At 49.4% G+C, this 21,607-nt stretch carries 18 protein-coding genes and 2 pseudogenes; 17 read left to right on the forward strand and 3 right to left on the reverse strand.

Annotation, left to right across the window (positions count from 1 at the left end):
* Positions 1 to 13 precede the first annotated feature (13 nt).
* A complete protein-coding gene (locus KJS69_RS04090) occupies positions 14 to 1,852 on the forward strand; it encodes a cache domain-containing sensor histidine kinase (protein ID WP_213581738.1) in 1,839 nt (612 codons plus the stop codon).
* Positions 1,853 to 1,974: 122 nt separating this feature from the next.
* Positions 1,975 to 2,463, forward strand: coding sequence for a cysteine dioxygenase (locus tag KJS69_RS04095; RefSeq protein WP_213581740.1), 489 nt, complete (start codon positions 1,975 to 1,977; stop codon positions 2,461 to 2,463).
* On the opposite strand, the gene KJS69_RS04100 is transcribed toward KJS69_RS04095, so the two are convergent.
* On the reverse strand, positions 2,456 to 3,499 hold the full coding sequence (locus KJS69_RS04100) for a CapA family protein (RefSeq protein ID WP_213581742.1): 1,044 nt from the start codon (positions 3,497 to 3,499) through the stop codon (positions 2,456 to 2,458). The two genes, KJS69_RS04095 and KJS69_RS04100, sit on opposite strands and share 8 nt — an antisense overlap.
* A 362-nt stretch (positions 3,500 to 3,861) precedes the next feature.
* Between KJS69_RS04100 and KJS69_RS04105 the strand changes: the two genes are divergently transcribed.
* From KJS69_RS04105 to KJS69_RS04175, 15 genes and pseudogenes are all read left to right on the forward strand, one after another.
* Positions 3,862 to 4,644 (forward strand): M55 family metallopeptidase, encoded by a 783-nt coding sequence (locus KJS69_RS04105; protein ID WP_213581744.1) that lies wholly within the window; start codon positions 3,862 to 3,864, stop codon positions 4,642 to 4,644.
* A 250-nt stretch (positions 4,645 to 4,894) separates the two neighbouring features.
* On the forward strand, positions 4,895 to 5,848 hold the full coding sequence (locus KJS69_RS04110) for a D-2-hydroxyacid dehydrogenase (RefSeq protein ID WP_213581898.1): 954 nt from the start codon (positions 4,895 to 4,897) through the stop codon (positions 5,846 to 5,848).
* Between the two features lie 37 nt (positions 5,849 to 5,885).
* Positions 5,886 to 6,614: an NAD-dependent protein deacylase gene (locus KJS69_RS04115; RefSeq protein WP_213581745.1), complete on the forward strand. Its 729-nt coding sequence runs from the start codon at positions 5,886 to 5,888 to the stop codon at positions 6,612 to 6,614.
* A gap of 1,894 nt (positions 6,615 to 8,508) precedes the next feature.
* A complete protein-coding gene (locus tag KJS69_RS04120) occupies positions 8,509 to 9,948 on the forward strand; it encodes an FAD-binding oxidoreductase (RefSeq protein WP_213581747.1) in 1,440 nt (479 codons plus the stop codon).
* 11 nt (positions 9,949 to 9,959) lie between these two features.
* On the forward strand, positions 9,960 to 10,997 hold the full coding sequence (locus KJS69_RS04125; RefSeq protein WP_213581748.1) for a zinc-dependent alcohol dehydrogenase: 1,038 nt from the start codon (positions 9,960 to 9,962) through the stop codon (positions 10,995 to 10,997).
* Complete coding sequence (locus KJS69_RS04130; protein ID WP_213581750.1) at positions 10,987 to 12,528, forward strand: xylulokinase; 1,542 nt, start codon at positions 10,987 to 10,989, stop codon at positions 12,526 to 12,528. Before KJS69_RS04125 ends, KJS69_RS04130 begins: the two co-directional genes overlap by 11 nt.
* Positions 12,529 to 12,791: 263 nt before the next feature.
* Entirely contained in the window at positions 12,792 to 14,147 is a 1,356-nt protein-coding gene (locus KJS69_RS04135; RefSeq protein ID WP_213581752.1) for an ABC transporter substrate-binding protein, read from the forward strand.
* A 122-nt stretch (positions 14,148 to 14,269) separates the two neighbouring features.
* Positions 14,270 to 14,773 (forward strand): carbohydrate ABC transporter permease, encoded by a 504-nt coding sequence (locus tag KJS69_RS04140; protein WP_213581754.1) that lies wholly within the window; start codon positions 14,270 to 14,272, stop codon positions 14,771 to 14,773.
* 12 nt (positions 14,774 to 14,785) lie between these two features.
* Positions 14,786 to 15,181 (forward strand): annotated as a pseudogene (locus KJS69_RS04145) (carbohydrate ABC transporter permease); the annotation flags it as partial.
* Between the two features lie 16 nt (positions 15,182 to 15,197).
* On the forward strand, positions 15,198 to 16,028 hold the full coding sequence (locus KJS69_RS04150) for a carbohydrate ABC transporter permease (protein ID WP_213581758.1): 831 nt from the start codon (positions 15,198 to 15,200) through the stop codon (positions 16,026 to 16,028).
* Between the two features lie 59 nt (positions 16,029 to 16,087).
* A complete protein-coding gene (locus KJS69_RS04155) occupies positions 16,088 to 17,038 on the forward strand; it encodes an SDR family NAD(P)-dependent oxidoreductase (RefSeq protein ID WP_213581759.1) in 951 nt (316 codons plus the stop codon).
* Between the two features lie 166 nt (positions 17,039 to 17,204).
* The gene (locus KJS69_RS04160; RefSeq protein ID WP_213581761.1) at positions 17,205 to 17,921 is read left to right on the forward strand and encodes a GntR family transcriptional regulator; all 717 of its coding nucleotides are present in this window, start codon (positions 17,205 to 17,207) and stop codon (positions 17,919 to 17,921) included.
* Positions 17,922 to 17,940: 19 nt separating this feature from the next.
* Complete coding sequence (locus tag KJS69_RS04165) at positions 17,941 to 18,303, forward strand: CidA/LrgA family protein (protein WP_213581763.1); 363 nt, start codon at positions 17,941 to 17,943, stop codon at positions 18,301 to 18,303.
* Positions 18,284 to 18,970 (forward strand): LrgB family protein, encoded by a 687-nt coding sequence (locus tag KJS69_RS04170; protein WP_306434389.1) that lies wholly within the window; start codon positions 18,284 to 18,286, stop codon positions 18,968 to 18,970. The genes KJS69_RS04165 and KJS69_RS04170 overlap by 20 nt, the downstream gene beginning before the upstream one ends.
* Positions 18,971 to 19,112: 142 nt before the next feature.
* Complete coding sequence (locus KJS69_RS04175; RefSeq protein WP_213581764.1) at positions 19,113 to 20,726, forward strand: S-layer homology domain-containing protein; 1,614 nt, start codon at positions 19,113 to 19,115, stop codon at positions 20,724 to 20,726.
* Between the two features lie 166 nt (positions 20,727 to 20,892).
* Here the strand turns inward: KJS69_RS04175 and KJS69_RS04180 are convergent, their stop codons facing one another.
* Positions 20,893 to 21,507 (reverse strand): IS3 family transposase, encoded by a 615-nt coding sequence (locus KJS69_RS04180; RefSeq protein ID WP_213581902.1) that lies wholly within the window; start codon positions 21,505 to 21,507, stop codon positions 20,893 to 20,895.
* Positions 21,492 to 21,607: pseudogene (locus KJS69_RS30195) on the reverse strand (IS3 family transposase); the annotation flags it as partial. The gene KJS69_RS04180 and the pseudogene KJS69_RS30195, both read right to left, overlap by 16 nt.

Consider the following 21,607-nt stretch of genomic DNA (forward strand, 5'->3'; position numbering starts at 1 on the left):
GGAGCACGCATCTATGAGAAGGCTGCTGAGAGGGATCTATCATTACTTTACCGGACGTATTCAGGTGAGGCTGACTTGTTATTTTTTATTGATTCTCCTCCCCCTCGTCATCATCAGCCTATTTGCCAACAACCAATCGCAGAAAATATTAGAGGAGGAGACCGGGGAAAGAACGCGCGGTGCGCTTCAGGCCGCGGTGGAGTATATTGATTTGACGCTTCAAAATGTAGATGAATTATCGACTCTGCTCGCAACGGACCGCAATTGGATTCAACTGCTCGAACAGGCGGATTCGAAGCTGACCCCGCAATCGATTGTCGATTTCTCGATCCTGATGCGGGAAATAACGAATGTGATGTCCATTAATCACATCTTGTCCAAAATTTCGATCCTCCATCTCCCTTCGGAAATGATGGTGACGACGGATTCTGGCGGAAAGCGAATCCCGGGTGCAGAGAGGCACCCCGTCATCGCCAAGGCGATTGAGGCCAATGGGGCCAGGATGCTGTACATCCCGGAAGCTGACGGCAACGAGGATTTGCTTAACGGCACGTTTGAAACCGATCAAATTTATTTGTTGCGGACGATGGATTTATACAATCATGACCGGCAGCCGAACATTCTGATTCTTGCTATCAAAAGGGATACGCTGCTTAAGCTGACTTCTTCCATTCAACCGTCCGAGAATGCCCATATCTACTTATTCTCCAATGATAACAAGCTCGTCGCCGGCACAGGGCAAAGCAGGTTCTTCCCTTATTGGGATTCGGAGAGAGAAGAAATGGTTATGAAAAGCATGGCTAAGCACGAAGAGAATATGTTCATTATTCGTGCCAAATCCCGCTATTCAAATTGGTCGCTGCAGCTTATGCAGCCGGAGATTGAACTGAACGGGAAAACCCGGCAGCTGCAAAACTTCACTTATTTGATCATCGGGCTGAGTGTCATTCTGGCCCTCTGGATTTCTTGGCTTGTGTTCAGCGGGATTTCTTCCCCTCTGTCTAATCTGGCCTACGGGCTCAGGCAGCTGAGATTCGGCAATCTGGACGTCAGGTTAAGCGACCAAAACCGCAAGGATGAGTTCGGATATGTGACCAACGCATTCAACAAAATGATCGCCGATCAAAAGCACTTGATCGAGAACCACTACGAGCAGCAGCTGCGCTTGTCGCAAACGGAGCTTAAATTTTTGCAATCGCAAATCAATCCGCACTTTTTGTACAATACATTGGACACGATTTATTGGACAGCGAAAAATTACGATGCGAGCGAAATTAGCGAGATGGTGCTGAACCTGTCCCGTTTTTTCCGGCTTAGTCTGAATAAAGGACAGGATACGTTCACGGTTGAGGAAACGATCGGGCATCTGTATTATTACATCCGGGTGCAGCAGCTTCGCTTTCTCGATCAGTTCGCAGTAGAGTATCGAATATCGGAGGACAGCAAGCGTCTATACATTCTCAAGCTTCTGCTGCAGCCCTTGGTGGAGAATGCGATCTTGCACGGGTTGGAGAAGAAACCATGCGGAGGCCATCTTCTGATCGCAAGCCATCTGGAGGACAACATGCTGCATCTGGTCGTACAGGATAACGGGGTCGGTTTAAGCGAGGAGAAGCTGCAGTATATCCGGAACGAGCTGGCTGCTGCGGATTCTGTTTCGTCCAAGGCTCCTTCCGGGGATCCGGTCAACGATTTGTTTGGCTTGAGAAATGTTGTATCCCGTATCAAGCTGTATTATGGCAACGATGCAAAGCTGTCGATCGACAGCCGGGCGGAGGAAGGAACGAAGGTCCGAATTTCGCTTCCCGCGAATGATTTGCTGCAGCATGGCATCGACACTCGTTCGGATTAACCGATAGCCGTGGAACCCTCTTCTTCGTTTCTCCATACATTGAAACAGGGCCTATAGACTTTTGCCTCATCCGGAACCTGATTTCTTATGGACTAAACGATTAACGGTATAAGGAGGAAGCCATGAATTGGTTGGAAGAAGTTAAACGAGTGACTGAAGGAATGACGACGATCAATGAAGTGGAGCTTGGAAAAGCGCTTCGCAGGCTGAATTGTACAGCGAAACAGGTAAGCTCTTATGTGACCGAGCCGAGGGAGCTTCCTTATGGCCGCCGGGTTATTCATCGGACCGAGGAGGTGGAAGCGATCGTCGTTCATTTGCCGGCCGGCCGCTCCACCTTTATTCACGATCATGGCGAGTCGGTGGGGTGCGGCTATGTCGTTCAGGGAACGATGATCAACACCATTTACACCCCTAATGAACGGGGAAGAGCCGAATATGTTTCGGAGGCCATTGTCAGGGAGGGAGACTGCTTTTATGCTGAGCCTGGACAGGTTCACGCCATGCGCAACCCGGCGAAGGAGCCGCTCATTACCTTTCATCTCTATGCTCCTCCGCTGGAGAAGGCTAATCGTTATGAAACCGAGTGGGTTTTGGACTATGTTATTTGATGTTAACTAGATCGGAGGAGCTAACATTAAGGACGGATAAGGTCTGCTCCTTCATCCTCATCATCTTGTCCCGCTCCTCTGCCTCGGTTACCACCCCGGGCTGCTCAATCGCAGCTTCGATCGGCACGACTTGGTAAGTTCCGCTTTCTGTCTTGTCCGGAGAGCGGATCCAGGTCGGCACGGCGCTTACGTTGGAGAAGCGTATCTTGCCATTCGTTTCTTTAACGATTTCGAATTGCATAATGACCCCCGCCAGAGTGGCGGGATTTTTTTTCAATCGGGTGCTCACAAGGCTCCCCATGGAATAGACCGCCCCTTGCTCCGGGGACGGCAGCCATACCGGCTGGACGACATGAGGATGAGAACCGAGTACAAGGCGCGCTCCATGCTTGAACAGGATTCGGACCAGTCTCTGCTGCTCCTTGGTCGGTGTATGGCTGTATTCAGGCCCTGTATGAATACAGACGATCGGCAGATCGGTGAGGCGAACGAGCTTTTTAAGATCGCGCAAAAGATTGGCCAGACGAAGACGATTGACCATCCACGGATGAGGAACGGATAAGCCATTTGTGCCTCTTGTATAGGAGAGGATTCCAATGCGGATTCCGTTTCGATCTAGAAGGAGCGGCTTGCCCGCCTCGGCTTTGGAGGCATAGGTTCCGGTATGTTCAATCCGATGCTTGTTCAACACTCGCAGAGTCCGGGCCAGGCCGGCCGCTCCCCGATCCATACAATGATTGTTGGCGGTCGTCAACACGTCGATTCCGGCGTTAGCCAGAGCGGCTGCCAATTCGTCGGGACAATTGAACTCGGGATACCTCGTCCGCGGATTTCTCCTCAAATAGTTCACTTCTCTTCCCGCCAACGTCACCTCCAGGTTGCCAATCGTCAAATCGGCCTGCCGCAGAATGGGCGCCACGGGCTCCAGGATCGGATCGAAGGAATAGCGGTCCTGTCCGGGAAGCTTGGCGGACTCGATGATCGGTCCCCGAACAAGCAGGTCGCCAAAAGCCGCTATCTGAATTTGCTTCGTCATTTTGCGTCTCCTCCCTTTTGTAAATAGTGTATAAACCGCGGGTAAACTCCAGCCCTTTCTGTGTACATCCTATTCAGGGATCGTCGAAACGTTAGTGAAGTCTAAGGAGTAAAATGAAGGCTCAGAAGTGAAAACCTGACTGTACGGGAGATATTGAAACAAAGCTTCCCCAAATCCACCTTAAGGAAGAACTAATGTATGCATTGTGCGAGGAAGCTTAGTGTATAGCAAGGTCAGGTTTTTCTATTAAAAAGAGTGTCCGAATTGTCAAGGTCTGCTATATTAGAAATGAGCTTACCGGTTACATACCTTGTACTATTATTTTAAAATAATGGATGCACACAAAGGACGGTGGGAAGGGTATGAATATCTATATATTGACGGATATGGAAGGGATCAGCCTTGTGACCGAATGGGATCAGGTAAAGCAGGGGAGCCCTAGATATGAACAGTACCGGACGATCTTGACCGAAGAGGTTAACGCAGCCGTGGAAGGGGCGATGGCCGCGGGAGCGACACGGATTGTCATCAATGACGGGCATGGAAGCCCGGACTACAATCTATTGTGGGAGCGCATGCATCCGTCTGTTGAGATCGAGAGGCCGGATTCGGCGGCGAATGTCCTGCCTTCGCTGGATGAATCCTTTCACTCGATGCTTCTCATAGGTTATCACGCGATGGAAGGTACACCCTATGCGGTTATGCCGCATACTCAAAGCCACTTGCGGGTGTCTTACTATGAAATTAATGATCGCCGAATCGGTGAGATCGGACAGATGGCGCTTATTGCGGGAGCCAGCGGTGTGCCCGTCGCTTATATTAGCGGAGATCGGGCGGCTGTCGACGAAGCCCGGCAATTTTGCGGTGAAAACCTGCCGGGGACGGTGGTCAAATGGGGGCACTCCCATGGCAGGGCGAGGAGTCTGCACCCTGGAGAAGCGACACGGAGAATCCGGCAGGAGGTGGAGGAAGCACTGAAGCAGCCGCGCAGGGAACCTTTGCTTATGGAGTCCCCCTATACGGTCACTATTGGCTTGAAAGCGGAGGAATATGCCGAGCAGCAGGCTTCTTTGCCCGGGATAAAGCGGGTCGATGCGTTTACCGTATCCCGGACGGTCACTTCGGCCAAGCGTATTTTAGGATGAGCTTTATCGATCGATTCCGGGTCGTGGTATCTGCGGCTCAGACAATCCAGCTCATCTATAGTTTTGCCATTTCTTAAGCAGAGAAAGAATATCAAGCAGCCTAATCCATGTGGAGGGAGGAAGTAAGGAACTGGACTAATCGTAATAAGGAGATCAATATTGCCGGGAATAAAGCTTAACAGTATTTATTGTCGCATTCTTAGGTGGAATTCCTTCGATGATTCCAGTCACGAAAATCCTTACGCAGATCATGAAAATAGTTGTATTGGACGGATATACATTAAATCCCGGTGATATGAGCTGGGAACCATTGGAGCGTCTGGGGCAGGTGACGATCTATGATCGAACCGCTCCGGAGCAAATTGTGGACCGGGCTCAGGAGGCCGACTTGGTATTGACGAACAAAACTCCGCTTCGCTCCGCCACATTGGCTGTCCTCCCGAAGCTGAAATATATCGGAGTGCTGGCCACCGGTTATGACGTCATTGATGTAGAAGCAGCATCGGAGCGGGGGGTTGTCGTAACGAACGTGCCGGATTACAGCAGCCGTTCCGTAGCTCAGCTTACCTTGGCTTTGCTGCTGGAGCTTTGTCATCATGCGGGCCGGCACAGCGATACGGTCAAGTCAGGCAAATGGGCGGCGAGCCAAGATTTCTGCTATTGGGAAACTCCATTAATCGAGCTGGCAGGCAAGACGATGGGCATTGTCGGGCTTGGACGGATTGGAGAGCAAACCGCAGAGTTGGCGCGCGCATTCGGCATGGACGTCATAGCGACCAAGCGCAGTTTGCCTCCGGGCTCGATTCATAATGGAGTTCGGATTGTTGATCAGGAGGAGCTTCTTCGCTTGTCGGATGTGGTCAGCCTGCATTGTCCGCTGACTCCTGAGACAGAGGGGCTGATCCGACAGCAGACGCTTGCCCGGATGAAGAAGGGAGCTTTCCTGATCAATACATCCCGGGGCAAGCTTGTGCGCGAGCAGGATTTGGCCGATGCTTTGAAGGAAGGCCGAATAGCCGGAGCGGCGGTCGACGTTCTGTCGCAGGAACCCCCGGATGCGAATCACCCGCTGGTTAACGCGGAGAACTGCATCCTGACGCCGCATATCGCTTGGGCGACTCGGGAGGCCAGACTGCGGCTGTTGTCTCAAGCTGCAGCCAACGTCTCCGCATTTCTTGCGGGGAAACCGATTAACACCGTATAGCAGCCGTCGTAAAGATTAAGGAGGCGGGGGAAGGAAGATGAATCACTTGGACGAAGTGCGCCAGCTTCTTGAACAGAGCGGCCGGATGGTCTTTTTTGGCGGGGCCGGCACCTCCACGGAGAGCGGCATTCCCGATTTCCGCTCGGAAACCGGGTTGTACCGGATATCCGGAGGGGAGGAGGTGTCTCCCGAAACGATTCTTAGCCGCAGTTTTTTTATTCGCCAGACCGAAGATTTTTACCGTTTCTATAAGGATAAAATGATTTATGCCGATGCTAAGCCTAATGCGGCTCATTTGGCATTGGCCAGGCTGGAACAGGAAGGGCGTCTCACCTCAGTCATCACCCAAAATATTGATGGTCTGCATCAGGCGGCAGGCAGCCGCAGCGTGTGGGAGCTTCATGGATCGATTCACCGGAATCATTGCATGAACTGCCATGAAAGCTACGATTTGGACTATGTTCTGAAGAATGAAGAGATTATCCCGAAATGCGCCGTGTGCCGGGGGAAGCTTAAGCCGGATGTTGTCCTCTATGAAGAAGCGTTAGATGAGAGAGTGCTGATGGGAGCGATGGACGCCATAGCCGGAGCCGATCTATTGATCGTCGGCGGAACATCGCTGTCCGTCTATCCTGCCGCCGGACTGATCCGCTATTTTGCCGGAGACCGGCTCGTTATCATCAATCGAACGCCTACACCCTTTGACGACTCAGCCGATTATGTAATTCATGATTCCATTGGCCGTGTTTTTGCCGAGCTGAAATAATAACCTTTATTGGGTGCGATTTTCCTCTCTATGCCGCATTCTAGATGTGAGGGAGGGGGGAGATGGACAAGATGGGTATCACTGTAGCTATGGGGAATTTTACGGAGAGAGACCGGGCAATGCTTGAGGAAAGTACCCGTTAAAGTTGGTCAACGGGGCCTGTCTTGGCTCCAAAGAAGCAATCCATTCGGGACCGTATTATCGGACAAGCATATCTGTACCTCTTAAAACTACCCCCTTTAGAAATATAGTCATCAAAACTGTGACCAGTAAAACTAAACTACCTTCGTGGATAGTAAAGATATGACCAGTATGACTACACTATCTCCATGGATGGTAAAAATATGACCAGTATGACTACACTACCATAGTGGATGGTAATGATCTGTAAAAAATGACCTGCAAATCTACATGTCTTTTGGACGTTTTGAGTAGAAATCAGCTAAAGACCAACAAATATGCAGGTCGATGTATACATTTGGCCTATTTTTCGGTTTTTATTGGAAAAGACGTGTATGTTTGCACGTCCTCTTCGATATTGTGGGGATTCTGGGGCAATAGACGTGCACTTCCGCATGTCTTTTGGTCACTGGTCGTTCCTGTTCACCTATTGACCATCCGTCTTGGTTACCCCCACACACCTATTGGTCGGACTCCCCACCCCACACGTCAACAGGCTGTGCGGTTTGGCTGCCCCTGCATGTCCGTTTTCGCTTTTCAGCGACTGTATAGTTTGCAGAACAGAATCTGTGCAGACTGTGCAGACTGCTAGACTGCCAACCGCCGATGGTGTTTTAGAATAACGGTCCGCAATAAGGCACAAATGCGCCTGGAAAAATATTCAAAATGATCAGCATACGACGTTTGGATCGTGACGAAACTCCATAACGTTAATTCGCTATTTTCGCCCTGTTTCAAAATTTAACGAAACTGTGTATTGCTATCTGCGTTTTTCTTCCTCTTTTTATCGATTTTTCTGCCAATAGCGTTACCCCGTTTCGTTAAAATCTCGATGGGCCTGTTTTTGCGCAAATAAGGTTGCCCAGTTTCGTTAGAATGCTTGAGGCTATCGTTCGGGACCATCCCCGACTCAGCGCGAGATACTATTGTACCCCTAGCTGAAAGACTATCCATGGGTGTGTTCTTATATGGTGCTCCGATGTTCTCCATGTTTGGCGATTCCATGTGGCTTACTCATGTACGGTCCCGCGAGTATTTCTCTAATGTTCCCCCGCCTAAGTGATTGCCCTATCCTCTCCAGTGCGCTCCCGCCTAAGTGATTGCCCTATCCTCTCCAGTGTGCTCCCACATACGTGATTGTCTCATCCTCTCCAGTGTTCCCCCGCCTAAGTGATTGTCCTATCCTCTCCAGTGTTCCCCCGCCTAAGTGATTGTCCTATCCTCTCCAGTGTTCCCCCGCCTAAGTGATTGCCCTATCCTCTCCAGTGTGCTCCCGCCTAAGTGATTGTCTCATCCGCTCTCGCTCCCAGTGTATTCCTCCCATGTGCTGCTCCCAGCACGAGCGCTATCTGCAGTTGCACTATCGTATGACGATCTGCAGTTGCACTATCGTATGACGATCTGCAGTGACTGGGCGGTCTGTCTCCGCATTTATTCCCGAATATCGTGTCACTTTCCCCTTTTTCGCAAAGTGCCCATTTCCATTTTTAACCGAAAAGAGACAGAGCCTAAATTTTTATACGAAAGCGCTTCAAAAAGTAGTTGACGGATTTATAAGGGGGGTGATATTATTTTATATAGACGTATATACAAGTTGGAAAGTAGGTGATGAAGGAGAAGATGTTAAGAAGATGCCTGACTTATGTTTTCAGCAACAGTCGGAAGGATGATCATCAAGTTTCGTCTATTACAACCAAGGTGAGGGGAGATAAGCTTGAAATTAGTCGGGTACGCATTGGAGATGTTTCGTTCAGAGTTGGAGGATGCCGTCGGATTTGAAAACGTTCTCTCAGTGGAGGACAAAAGAAAAGAGCTGTCGGTGGATCAGTATTGGTTGACCCATATGTGGAAGGAGAAAGGACAGGAGATTCCATTGCCGTACTTTATCGTCCGGCCTTATACAACGGAAGAAACGTCCAAAGTGATGAAAATTTGTAACAGCTATAAGGTTCCGGTCGTTCCTCGCGGAGGAGGTTCGGGAACCCAAGGTGGAGCGGCCACGATGTACGGGGGTATTTTGCTCGACTTGACGAGAATGGATCAAATTATAGGCATCGATGAGGAGTCACTCATTCTGACCGCTCAGCCCGGCATTAACGGAAGAGTGCTGGAAGATTATTTGAATACGAAAGGTTACATGCTGGCTCACTATCCGTCTTCTGTCGATATCGCCACTCTGGGCGGTTATTTGGCGGCTCGCGGTTCAGGAGTTATGTCAACGAAATATGGCAAAGCCGAGGATATGGTTCTTTCCATCGAGGTCGTGCTGCCAGACGGTAAAGTAATTAACACTCTCCCGCTTCCCAATCACGCTTGCGGCCCGGGAATGCTGCAGCTATTCGTCGGTTCGGAGGGGACTCTCGGAGTCATTACGAAGGTCAGCATCCGGCTGGATCCGATCCCGGAAGCCAGGTTGTTCCGAATGATCAAATTTTCAACCGTCAGAGAAGGACTCGAGGCGGGAAGACAAATTATGGTGAATCGGTTGAATCCAGCCGTCATGAGGTTGTATGATCCCGGCTCCACGAAGCGGTCTTTGCGAGACACGGGACAGGAGGTGGAGGGCGTCAACATGGTTCTTATGGTGGACGGCTTCCGTGAAATGGCTGAAATCCACATGAAGAAAGTGGTAGATATTTGTCTTGCCAACGGTGGCAAGGATCTTGGAGAAGGGCCGGGGGTCTACTGGTGGGAGCACCGCTATGATTTCTATAAACCGCCGCTTCAACCGGCTTACCCGCTGCTATACGGGACGGTTGAGACGATTACAACTTATGCTAATATCCAAAAGCTGTATGAAGCCAAGAAACAGACGATCGAGCAAAAATACAAGGAGTGGGACGCCAAGTATATGGCTCACTTCTCGCACTGGTATCCCTGGGGAACGATGATTTACGACCGCTTCTACATTGACAACCCGCCGGAGGATCCGCAGGAGGCCTTCCGCCTGCATAACGAAATTTGGGCGGAATGCTCTCGAATCAATATGGAAAATGGTGCTTTGTTGAATGAGCACCATGGAATCGGCTTCAAGCTGGGATGGCTGATGAGAGAGCAATACGGAGACGCCTATGACGTGCTGTTGGATATTAAGAAAATGATCGATCCTAAAGGCATCATGAATCCGGGCAAGCTCGGTTTTGGAATCTGGTAGGAGGTGTACTTGTGAAAACACTCGTATACGAAGGCAATCATACGTTGGTCTTGAAAGAAAACGAAGTACCGGAGGTTGCGGTTGGAGAGGTGTTGATCCGCGTAGCCTATACCGGAATTTGCGGGACGGACATGCATATTTGGCACGATGGGATGGCGCGGGTTAAGCCGCCGGTTATTCTCGGACACGAATTTTCCGGTGTGATAGAAAGGACAGGCAGTCCCGATTCGGCCTATAAACCCGGAGACAGGGTCGTCGTTGAGCCACTGATCACGCGTGGAACTTGCCCGGCTTGCGTTACCGGAAATTACAATGTGTGCACCACATTGAAATTGATAGGCGTCGATACCGATGGAGGAATGGCAAAGTTCGTCAAAGCTCCCGAACACAAGCTGTTTCGGCTCCCGAATTCCGTATCCTTAAGACATGCGGCCTTGGTTGAGCCGCTCTCGGTCGGGGTTCATATGGTGAGGACGGCTGCTATTCAGCAGGGCCAGAACGTGTTGATTACCGGAGGCGGTCCGATCGGGTTGATTGTGGCCAGCATAGCCAAGCTTCACGGGGCGAACGTCTACGTGTCGGAAATTAACCCCTATCGGATTGGCAAAGCCGAGGAACTCGGGTTTCAGGTTCTGAATCCTAAAGAAGGCAAGGTCGGAGACAGACTTCGTACATTAACGAATGGCAAAGGAGCAGATGCTTCGTTCGAAGCTACCGGGACCCAGTTCGGAATTACAGATTGCATTGATGCCACCGGGATCAAAGGAATGGTTGTGATTGCCGGTTTGCCGAAGAAGCCGCCGGAGATCGATACGAATGCGGTCGTTGTGAAAGAATTGAACATTCGCGGGTCCCGGGTCTACAAGTCGGAAGATTATCAATATGCGCTTGAACTGATGGAAAGCGGTCGATTTGATCCAGAGCCATTCGTCAGCCGGATTATCGGTCTGGATGAAGTGATTGAGGCTGGATTTAAATCCATCGATCGCGGAGACCCGGTCGTCAAAATACTGGTTCAATTGGAAAACGGGGCTGGATATGATGGCTAACCAATATGTTATCGGAATAGATCATGGGTCGGGTGGCTGCAAGGTAACTTGTCTTGACTCGAAGGGGAGTTTGGTGTCCGAAGCTTATGTTCCGTATCCGTCCTATTATCCGTTTCCCCGTTGGGTGGAGCAGGAGCCGGAGCAATGGATTGAGGCGGCGGTGGAGGGGGTTCACAAGACGCTGGCTTCGTTTACTGCGGAACAGCGGGCAGAAATCGCCGCCATCGGCTTTTCCGCTCCTCATCATGTAGCGGTTCTGCTGGACAAGAGGCGACGCGTGCTGCGAAGAGTCATCATGTGGAATGACCAGAGGAGCGGAGAGGAGGCTCGTTATTTGGCCGATCATTACGGGGATCTTATTTTTCGGATCACTAATAATAGGCCAAGCCCGACCTGGACGCTTAGTCACTTGCTTTGGCTCTCAAAGCACGAGCCCCGGCTATATGAGCAAATTGACCGGATTGTTTTTATGAAGGATTATGTAAGATACCGTTTCAGCGGAGAGCTGGCTACAGATTACATTGAAGCAGAGGGCACGTTGTTATACGACATTCATCAACACGAGTGGTCCCAGCAGTTGCTCTCGCTTTTGTCGCTGGACCGGACGATGCTCCCCGAGGTGAAGCGTCCGACCGATTCAGGTGGCCGGCTCCTTCAGGAAATGGCGAACCGTCTCCGCCTTCCTCCCGGAATTCCGATCATTATAGGAACGGCGGACACAGCTGCCGAAGTTTACGGCTGTGGGACGGTCGAAGAAGGAGATGGCGTAGTTAAGCTGGCGACCGCAGGCAACTTTACGATCGTCTCCAGCGAGCTTCCTACCAATACGAATATTATTATTTATGAGCATGTGGTGAAAGGACTCTATTATCAAAACAGCGCAACTAATTTTGCCGCATCCTCGTTTCGCTGGTTTAAAGAAGCCTTCTACAAAGAAGTCGAGGAGCAAGTATCCGCCAGACGAATTTATTCACTTATCGACGAGGAGATTGCCGGCATTTCTCCGGGGGCCGAAGGCTTGATCTTCCAGCCTTACCTTAACGGAGAGCGTTCCCCTCATTGGGACCCTTATTTGCGCGCATCCTTCTTTGGCTTGACGGCGAGGCACGGCCGCCCGCATTTTGCCCGGGCGGTGCTGGAGGGGGTTGGCTTTTCCATCCGGGATGCGGGCGCTGAGTATTCCGCCCGTCCGGACAAGCCGATCAAAATTATCGGCGGCGGAGGCAAGAGTCCGATTTGGACACAGATGATGGCGGATATTCTGAAGGCCGAGATGGAAGTGCCGCAAGTCAGTGACGCTTCCTTCGGAAATTGTCTCCTCGCTGCGACGGGCATCGGCTGGTTTTCCGATCTGAAAGAAGCTGTCCGCCAAGCGCAAAAAATCGTAGCTAAGGTAGCTCCGATTGAGGAGCATGTCAAAGTGTATGACGAGCTGTTCGACATTTATCGAGAGCTTCATACCAGTACGAAGCAGCTTTCGCACAGATTGACCGAGTGGATGGACTCTACCTCAGGCGAGCAACGGAACTAAAGTAAGCAAGTGATTCCATGACGGTAAGAATACGTCGGGAGAGTCCATTGGAAACGAATAAAACAGTAGCGATTGAATTGCCAGTGTCCTCAGATGCAGGCTAGGAATCCAAATCAGGAAGTCTGAGGATATATTGCCGCTGGAATTCAAGCAGGGAGAGTATTCATCTTGGATGTCCGGGCAAATAGCCGCAAGAAAGAAAATGACGACGCTTACTTAAGCGTTTCCATAATGGAAACAGAAATAGCAAAGGGGAGATTTCATTGAAGGCCAACAAAAGTACAATGGTAGCCGTAAGTTTAGCGTTGACCGCTTCTCTCGTTTCCGGATGTCTGGGTGGGGGGAGTAAGCCGGCGGAATCAGGCGGAGGAACAGACGCTTCAGGCCATAAAAACGTGACGATTCGTATCGCTTCTACTGAAACCGGCGCTGAATCGATGAAAGTTCTTCAGGATGCGGGCAAGGAATATGAAGAAAAAACCGGGGTGAAGGTAGTAGCCGAAGCGGTTCCTTTAGCCGACGTCTATACTAAAATTAACGCTACCTATGGGACATCTTCTCAGTACAGTGCTTTCCTGACGGGATATATTGGACATATCACTTTGCTGGAGAAGCAAGGAAGACTGACACCGGTGGATGACATCATAGAAACCTTGGGTGGAGCCGAGGATTTCTACGACGGGCATATTCTCTTTCCGATCAACGGGAAAGTATACTGGATTCCATATGATTACAATCTCGGATACGGATATGTTCGTAAAGACTGGCTCGCCGAAAAAGGATTGAGCACTCCGAAAACGTGGGACGAGCTCGTCAATGCAGCCAAACAGCTAACCGACAAAGACGCCAACCAGTATGGCTTGATTATGCCGCTCAAAGCGGACGATTCCAGCAACTGGCTTACAAGCGCGCTTCTTTGGGCTAACGATGTTCGAATTTTTGACGATCAATGGAACGTTATTCTCGATTCTCCAGAGATGAAGCCGAAGGTCGTGGAATCTCTTAATCTGTTGAAGGAATTATTCCAATACATGCCTACCAAGGCGGCCAACGCATCCTATTCGGATATGACAGAAGCTTTCGTGGGCGAGCAGGTGGGAATGAGCTTCTACTCGGGAAGACTTGTGGACATTGTGGATTCCAAAAATCCTAAACTGGCCGATCAATTCGAGGTGTTCGGCATCCCGAGAAAGGATGGCAATGGGGTAGCCGCCTCCCTTGGTTATGATTCGATGGCCGTACTTCAAACGAATCATACAGATGAGACTAAAAAGTTCGTGGAATGGTTCTATAAGGAAAAAATGATCGATTTCCTGAATTCCGTCCCTGTTCATTACTTCCCGGCACAAAAATCGATTTATGAGAGTGAAAAATGGAGGAACCTTCCGAACATTAAAAAATATTGGGAAACCGGCGTGGAGCCGCAGTACAAGCTGCTGACCGAAGCGACCTTGCACTCGATCGATACCGATGGTCCGACGACGGATGAACGTCCGGGCAAAGTGTTTCAGTCCCTGATTATACCGAAAATGTTCCAGCGCGTCACTATTAACAATGAGGACCCGGGCAAAGTCGTTGACGAAACGGCCAAGGAGATCCGTTCCCTGATCCAGCGCTGATCAGTAGAGCCTTCTTATCTCTGCTTAATTCTATGGAGAAATCTGAGACAATTCGTGAATCCATGCGGACGTTCCGGAATCTCCAGTGCGTCCGCAAGATCTGCCAATAAGGAAGTGGGGCGATGGCCATCGAACAGAATGTTAAAAAACGAGACCTTCCGTTAATTTTCTCTTTTTTGTTGCCAGGACTTATTATCTTTGCAGTCGTTATCGTCATTCCGACGGTTCTTGCGATTCAATACAGCTTCTATCAAGCAGACAGCTTCGTAAACGGCGCGACTTTTATCGGGATGGATAACTATGTTCATATTTTTGAAGATCAACGGTTTTGGAACGGATTGGGCCGAACCATCTTTTATGCCGGCGCCACCGTTGGCCTGCAGATGATAGTAGGCATTGCCATTGCGCTTGTTTTAAATCAGACGTTTAAAGGAAATAACATTTTACGGGGGATTTCGGTGGTTCCTTATATCATTCCTGTCGTCGTTGTAACGATAGGCTGGGAGTGGATGCTGGACGTTAACAATGGAATCGTGAATGAAATCATCGCGTCTCTGGGGCTCGAAAAAATTCAATTTTTGTCCGTCAATTTGGCGATGTTTACAAGCATTATGCTATCCACCTAAACGTGGACTCCCTTTGTCACTCTTGTCTTTCTTTCCGGTTTGCAGACGATCTCAGCAGATCTGTATGAAAGCGCCACTCTGGATGGAGCCAGCACGTGGAGGCAATTCTGGAGCATCACCCTTCCGATGCTGAAGGATCTGATTGTGACGATTGTCCTGCTGCGGGGGTTGTGGATGTTTAATAAATTTGACCTGATCTGGCTCTTGACTGGAGGCGGGCCATTAGAAAATACGGAAATATTGCCCGTCTACATTTATTTGAACACATTCAAAATGTTCAATGTCGGCTACGGATCGGCATTGGCCGTTATTTCCTTGGTTGTCATGGGCTTGGCTATGGCCGTATATTTAAAAATTTTTTCCGAAAAGAAAGCCAAAAGGAAATACAAAGCGGCAAGTTCCCGGTGAAAGGTGGCACTTCCCTATGCAAAAAAATTTACGCGCAAAAATTTTGCTATATATTATGGCGATCGCTATTCTAGTTTATTCGTTATTTCCGATCTATTGGATCGTGGTCTCTCCCCTTAGAGGGATAGAGCATTTTTTTACGGACAGCACAAAGCTGTGGCCCACCGCTTTTGACCTGCAATATTTTAAAAATATTATAAACCAAACCAACTTCCCTATTTATTACGTTAATAGCTTTGTTGTGGCGGGGTCGAGCACGTTCGTAACCATCGTTCTGTCAACCCTTATGGCTTATGTGCTTACCCGTTTCTCATTTATTGGCAGAAGCCTGCTGTTGAATACAATGCTGGTCGGGTATATGCTGCCGCCCATGCTGTTGGCTATTCCATTGCTCGGTTTGTTTATTACCTTGGGCATCGACGATACGATTCCGGCGTTAATTATATCCCATATCGCGATAACGCTTCCATTCGGAGTATGGATGCTGGTCAGCTTTTTCAAGACCATTCCGTTTGACTTGGAAGAAAGCTCCTGGGTAGACGGGGCGAGCCGATTGCAAAGCATTATTCGAGTCATTTTCCCGCTAATGCTTCCCGGAGTAATTAGTGTCGGAGTATTTTCTTTCATTGTCTCGTTTACCGACTATGTATTCGGGCTGATGATTGTATCCTCAGAAGGCAACAAGACGATTCCGGTTGGCTTGGCCACCATTAAAGAATCGACTTCTTTGCAGCGGGGGGAATTACTGGCCGGAGCCGCCTTAATCGCCGTTCCGATGGTTGTATTGTTTTCTTTCGTAACCCGTTATTTTATTAAAGGTTTGACAGCCGGAGCTGTTAAAGGCTGATGAGGAAACGGCTTTACACTTTCCCATTCAACTAATAATCGTAAATCTGGAGGAATGAAATGATGATTAAACCGGAGAAGGACACTTCTACTCAACAAGAGGGGTTAGCACGATCAGCGGGAGAATCTTTGCCATCATTGGAGACTTTACGATCCTCCCGATCATCTAATCTTAGTCGGATGACCTTCGATATGAGCGATCGGGTAGCGGTCGTCACAGGAGCGGGAAGCGGGATTGGACGAGCGGTAGCTCAAGCCCTGCTGGAAGCGGGCGCCCGGGTTGCCTGCTGGGATATTGCGGAAAACGAAGAAATCGGAAAAGGGGAGGAATTGTTCGGAGGCCGGGTCATGGCGTTGAAGGTCGATGTCTCGGAGGAAGCCTCGGTAAAGCTGGCGGTTGAACAGACACTGGAAAAATTCGGGCAAGCTGATCTCGTAGTCAACTGTGCAGGAATTATGTACAAAAGCCCGTTGGAAGACATCGACATCAAAGTCTGGGACAAGATGTATGCAGTCAATGTCAATGGGACGCTGCTCGTCAATAAGCATCTGGCCCCATTCCTCAAAAAAAGCCGATGCGGCCGAATTGTGAATATCTCTTCGATGACCGCGTTGATTGGTTTGGAGACGTATCTGCCCTATTCGACGGGTAAGGCGGCTGTTTCCAGCATGACCAAAATTATGGCGGCGGAACTGGCTCCTTACGGAATTACCGTCAACGCTCTATGTCCCGGCTGGGTGGATACGCCATGGCTTGATAAACTGATCTGGAAAATCGCTTCCCTGCACGACTGCGATTTCAGGACAGCCGAGCAAATGCTGCTGGAGCATATCCCGCAGCAACGATATATCCATCCGGATGAAATCGCGTTCAGCGTCTTGTTTTTGGCCCACCCGCTTGCACAGGGCATCAGTGGAACTGATTTTGTTATTGATAACGGACTAACCGCGACTTTTAAGCCAGGACTGCATCTTCCCTACCCCAACGTAACGAAAAGGGTGCTAGAATAAACTGGCCGAAGTTATTACTGTACGGAATTACCCGGCGACAGCCTTATTCCGTTCTCCCTTTATGAAAAAATTATAGCCTGTGCTTGCATCCGGTCTCTTTTCACCCCGATATTCAATAGGTATACTGGTATAGACAATAGTAGGGAAAGGAGGTCCGGTAGAGGCGATGCTTAAAAATAATCATGTTCCTTTTTACTTGCAAATTGCCCAAAATATACGAGACAAAATCATCAGTGGGGAGTATCCGGTCAACTTCAAGCTGCCTTCGGAAGACGAAATTGTGAAAATTTTCGGGGTCTCTCGAATGACCGCGAGACACGCCGTCACTCAATTAGTGAATGAAGGGCTTGTCTACCGCATGCACGGCAAAGGAGCCTTTGTCGCCAGAAGCAAGGTGGAAAGAAATTTAAACAAATTGAACGGCTTTTACGAGGATATGAAGGAATTGGGAATGAATCCTTCATCCAAAATTCTACAATTTACTAAGCGGTTGCCGGACCAAAGAGAGCAGCATTTACTGCAAATTCATAAAAATCAGGAAGTTTATTATGTCTATCGGAGTCGATATGTCGATGACAATCCGATTGGTTTGCAAAGTCTTGTCGTTCCCGTTCGGCTAGTGCCTGACCTGGACCAGGTTGATTTGGAGGTTACATCTTTTTATTCTTACCTGGATCAGATAGGCAGTCCGCTTGTCAAAGCGGACCAACGAATGGAAGCGATATTGGCTCCAAATGTCGCGAAAAAATTGGGAGTGTCCGAGAAACTGCCCTTTTTCTTCTTCGAACGAATATCTTATAACGAAGAAGATAACCCGGTCGAACTGCTGAATTCTTATTTTCGCGGCGACTTTTATTCGTATAATATCACTCTCTACCGTTAAACGAAGAAGGTGGATGTTCATGCTCGGTATTGGCATTCTTCTCGGATTTAACCTGCTTGGGCACCTGCTTCAGAGCGGCTTTTCGCTGCCGTTGCCGGGAAACGTGATGGGATTGCTGCTGTTTACCCTTTCTTTATTTCTGGGCTGGGTCAAGCTGGAGTGGGTAGAGCAGACCTCGCAATTTTTGCTCAAGCATATGATGCTTTTTTTTGCACCGATTATTGTGGGCAGCCAGGTGTTCTTTCCCCTGTTTCGTGAGCAGTGGGTGACCATCGGGATCAGTTGGCTTGGAAGTACGCTAATGGCCTTGCTGGTAACCGGATGGGTGGCGAAAGGCTTAAACAAGAAGGAGCATAACGATCGTGCAGAACTTACCTTATGAGCATCCGTTATTCGGCATCGCGATAACCGTCATGGCCTACCTGATCGCATTGAAGCTTCACCAGCGGTGGAAATGGCTGCATCCGCTGTTTGTGACAAGCGGAGGCCTGGTCGCGCTCCTGTTGTTGGCCCGGATTCCCTATGAAGCCTATAGCATTGGAGGGGAATGGATCGAATTTCTGCTGGGTCCGGCTACCGTCGCTCTGGGGGTACCGCTGTATAAGCAGGCTTCCCGGATCAAGGACCGGCTAGCTTCGATTCTGTGCGGCATCACCGCAGGCTCCCTTAGCGCCATGGCCAGTGCCGCGTTATTGGTCTGGTTGTTAGGCGGTACCAGGGAACTGATCGTGACGATGATTCCGAAGTCGGCGACAACCCCTATTTCGATGGAAATTATAAGGCAGCTTGGCGGAATGCCTGAATTGGGCGCGGTCCTGACTGTTCTGACCGGTCTTCTTGGCAGTATGATCGGTCCGGAGCTGCTTAAGCTTACTGGAGTTCGGGAAGACATTCCGGTTGGTGTAGCGATCGGAACTTCCTCGCACGGGATCGGCACCGCTAGAGTGCTGCGTGAATCGGAGCTTACGGGCAGCGTCAGCGGATTCGCCATGGCGATGACCGGGATCATCACATCTATTTGTGCCATACCGATATATTTATGGCTTTAGTTCCTCGCGGCAGGTTAAGTGTCTGCTCCTTGAGCATCTCTAGCTTGGTTCCGCTAGCCTTTACGATAAACCGCCGAAGGTGGTTTTTTGGTGCAACTTTCCTTCCTCTGTCGCGTTTTATACATGGGAGGAGATAGACAAGATGAAGAAATGCTGGATAGCGCTATTGGCGGGATTGCTGCTTATGAATGCAGCTGCGGGAAGCATCCATGCCTATGACGTCTCTTTGCGTCCTTTTAACGATTTACAAGAGGGGGATTGGTCAGAGACATCGGTTTATTTGCTGTCGTCCTTAGGGGTGATTGACGGTTATTCCGACGGAAGCTATCAACCGGAAGGCCATTTGACCCGAGAAGCGTTTATTAAGCTTTTGACGACGGCCCATAGGCTTAATATCGACCAGGAGCCGTCTGCTCCATTATACGATGTTGCCGGGGATCGCTGGTCTTATCCTTATATTCAAGCAGCTTATCGTCTGGGCTGGGTAGACTCACTGATCGATAACGGGCTGATCCACCCTGAGCAAGCCATTACTAGAGAAGAGGTTGCTGCTGCAGTGGGCAAATCCCTTATCGCTGATCTTAACGAGCAGCTAGGACAGTCCTGGCTGGAATCGGAATGGCAGAAGGAGCAGGAAACCCGCGGGTTTGCCGATCGCGATCAAATACGTCCGGATCTGGCTCCTTATGTCTACTACGCGGTTAATTACGGGGTGATGGAAGGGGACGATCTCGGGTTTCGTCCGTCAGATGTGTTAACGAGGAAGGAAGCGGCGGCGATCATCCACCGATTAGCGGATCGCCTGCAGGCAGATCATTCCTTAACACTCACCGGATTTTATGCTATTCGTTCTTATTCCAATATAAATAAGCTGGCGGGATTGGATCAAGCTGTATTCGGCTGGTCACACCTCGATTATTCAGCGGAAGGTACAGCCCGATTGAATACGGAATCGAGCGAATACCGGATTCCGGAAGGCTGGCAGGCCGCTATCGATACGGCGGATCAGAATCAGGTTGCCAAACAACTGATGGTGTTCTATAATAACGGTCCGCAATTGGCGCAATTTCTTCAGGATCAGCCCGCGATAAAGTCGTTCTATGATTCTGTGCTGGCGGTATTGAACGATCCACAATATGGATTTACCGGAATATCAATTGATTTTGAAGGGCTCTTGCAGGAAGAGAGCCGTGAGCCGTTCACTCGATTTTTGCAAGGGCTTGAACAGAGGCTGGGCAGCTACGCGCTGCAGGTAGCGGTTCCGCCGACCTATTACTATGCCGGATACGATTTGGATGAAATCGGTCGCATCGCCGATTCGGTGGTTTTAATGGCCTATGATTATACCGACCGGAACAGCCGTCTGCCCTCTGCACCCCTGCCTTTGGTGAGCGACACGGTACGGGAGGCGCTGCAATCGATTCCGGCCGAGAAGCTGATCCTGGGCATATCCAAGCAGGCCAATCAATGGGTTGTCGGTCCTTCGGGGACCGAGTATTATTCCCCCTCCATCGACAGAGTGGAGGAACGCATGCAGCAGCCGGATGTTCAAGCCAAGCTGTCCAAGCCTTATTTCTTGAAGCAATTGCTCTATTCCGACGAGAACGGGGATCATGAGCTTTGGTATGAAGATACCGACAGTATAGAAGCTAAGATATGGTTGGCTCAATATTATGGCTTGCAAGGAGTATCTTTGTGGCACATGGGGAATTTTACGGAGAGCGACTGGGAATTGTTCGATGGAATAGCTCGATAGCCTTCCGAGTCAGTAATTAGGAAAATTTCTTCAGAGCCATTTCTTACAGGTATAAAAAATCAATGAAAGCCCGACCTCTAAACAATGATCTGCCCCCTGTCAAGTAGACAGTATAAAAAACAAAAAGTTGTGGCACTGACCGTATCCTTATGGTTGGTGCCATTTTCTATGCTGCTGAATTTAGAAGGTATTGTCTATATTCCAACGGCGTCATACAATTAAGTCTTTTCTGGTAACGATGAGTATTGTAGTAATCGATGTATTCTATTACGGCTACTTCCAGTTCTTCATATGTACTGAACTTACGGAGATAATACATTTCGGATTTCATCATTCCCCAGAATGACTCCATTGGACCATTATCTATACATCTGGATACTCTGGACATGCTTTGTGTCATTCGTGCATCATCTAGTTTTTTCTTGAATGCTTTGCTTGTATATTGGAAACCCCGGTCACTGTGAAAGAGGGGTGTAGCGTCAGGATAAGTCTTATGGGCGATATCAAAAGTTTTAAATACAAGTTCATTGTTGTTGGAGTGCCCTATCACAAAAGAAACAATGCTTTTATCCGATAAATCGAGGATCGCACTAAGATAAGCCTTATTTTGGGAGCCGTACTTCATTTCAGTCACATCTGTGAGCCATTTCGTACCGAACTCAGAGGATTTAAAGTCTCTGTTCAAGATATTTTCCGCCGTAATTTCAGGCGTAGAATGGATGTAATTCTTTCGCTTCCTGCGGCATACCGATTTAGGCCTAGGATGCCCATGAGTCTGTATATTCGCTTATGATTGACATTTAAATGATGTTCTCGGTTTAGTTTAATGGTCATCTGGCGGTATCCGAGGATCCCATCCTTTTCCTCGTAGGCATCTTTAA

It is taken from the genome of Paenibacillus sp. J2TS4 (genome assembly GCF_018403245.1).
Classification (GTDB): domain Bacteria; phylum Bacillota; class Bacilli; order Paenibacillales; family NBRC-103111; genus Paenibacillus_L.

What these genes read in the sequence shown, in the direction of transcription:
- KJS69_RS04095 (WP_213581740.1), top strand. Translation starts at nt 1,975, where the DNA reads ATGAATTGGTTGGAAGAAGTTAAACGAGTGACTGAAGGAATGACGACG.
- KJS69_RS04130 (WP_213581750.1), top strand. Translation starts at nt 10,987, where the DNA reads ATGATGGCTAACCAATATGTTATCGGAATAGATCATGGGTCGGGTGGC.
- KJS69_RS04165 (WP_213581763.1), top strand. Translation starts at nt 17,941, where the DNA reads ATGCTCGGTATTGGCATTCTTCTCGGATTTAACCTGCTTGGGCACCTG.
- KJS69_RS04150 (WP_213581758.1), top strand. Translation starts at nt 15,198, where the DNA reads ATGCAAAAAAATTTACGCGCAAAAATTTTGCTATATATTATGGCGATC.
- KJS69_RS04100 (WP_213581742.1), bottom strand. Translation starts at nt 3,499, where the DNA reads ATGACGAAGCAAATTCAGATAGCGGCTTTTGGCGACCTGCTTGTTCGG.
- KJS69_RS04175 (WP_213581764.1), top strand. Translation starts at nt 19,113, where the DNA reads ATGAAGAAATGCTGGATAGCGCTATTGGCGGGATTGCTGCTTATGAAT.
- KJS69_RS04140 (WP_213581754.1), top strand. Translation starts at nt 14,270, where the DNA reads ATGGCCATCGAACAGAATGTTAAAAAACGAGACCTTCCGTTAATTTTC.
- KJS69_RS04155 (WP_213581759.1), top strand. Translation starts at nt 16,088, where the DNA reads ATGATGATTAAACCGGAGAAGGACACTTCTACTCAACAAGAGGGGTTA.
- KJS69_RS04160 (WP_213581761.1), top strand. Translation starts at nt 17,205, where the DNA reads ATGCTTAAAAATAATCATGTTCCTTTTTACTTGCAAATTGCCCAAAAT.
- KJS69_RS04110 (WP_213581898.1), top strand. Translation starts at nt 4,895, where the DNA reads ATGAAAATAGTTGTATTGGACGGATATACATTAAATCCCGGTGATATG.
- KJS69_RS04115 (WP_213581745.1), top strand. Translation starts at nt 5,886, where the DNA reads ATGAATCACTTGGACGAAGTGCGCCAGCTTCTTGAACAGAGCGGCCGG.
- KJS69_RS04090 (WP_213581738.1), top strand. Translation starts at nt 14, where the DNA reads ATGAGAAGGCTGCTGAGAGGGATCTATCATTACTTTACCGGACGTATT.
- KJS69_RS04105 (WP_213581744.1), top strand. Translation starts at nt 3,862, where the DNA reads ATGAATATCTATATATTGACGGATATGGAAGGGATCAGCCTTGTGACC.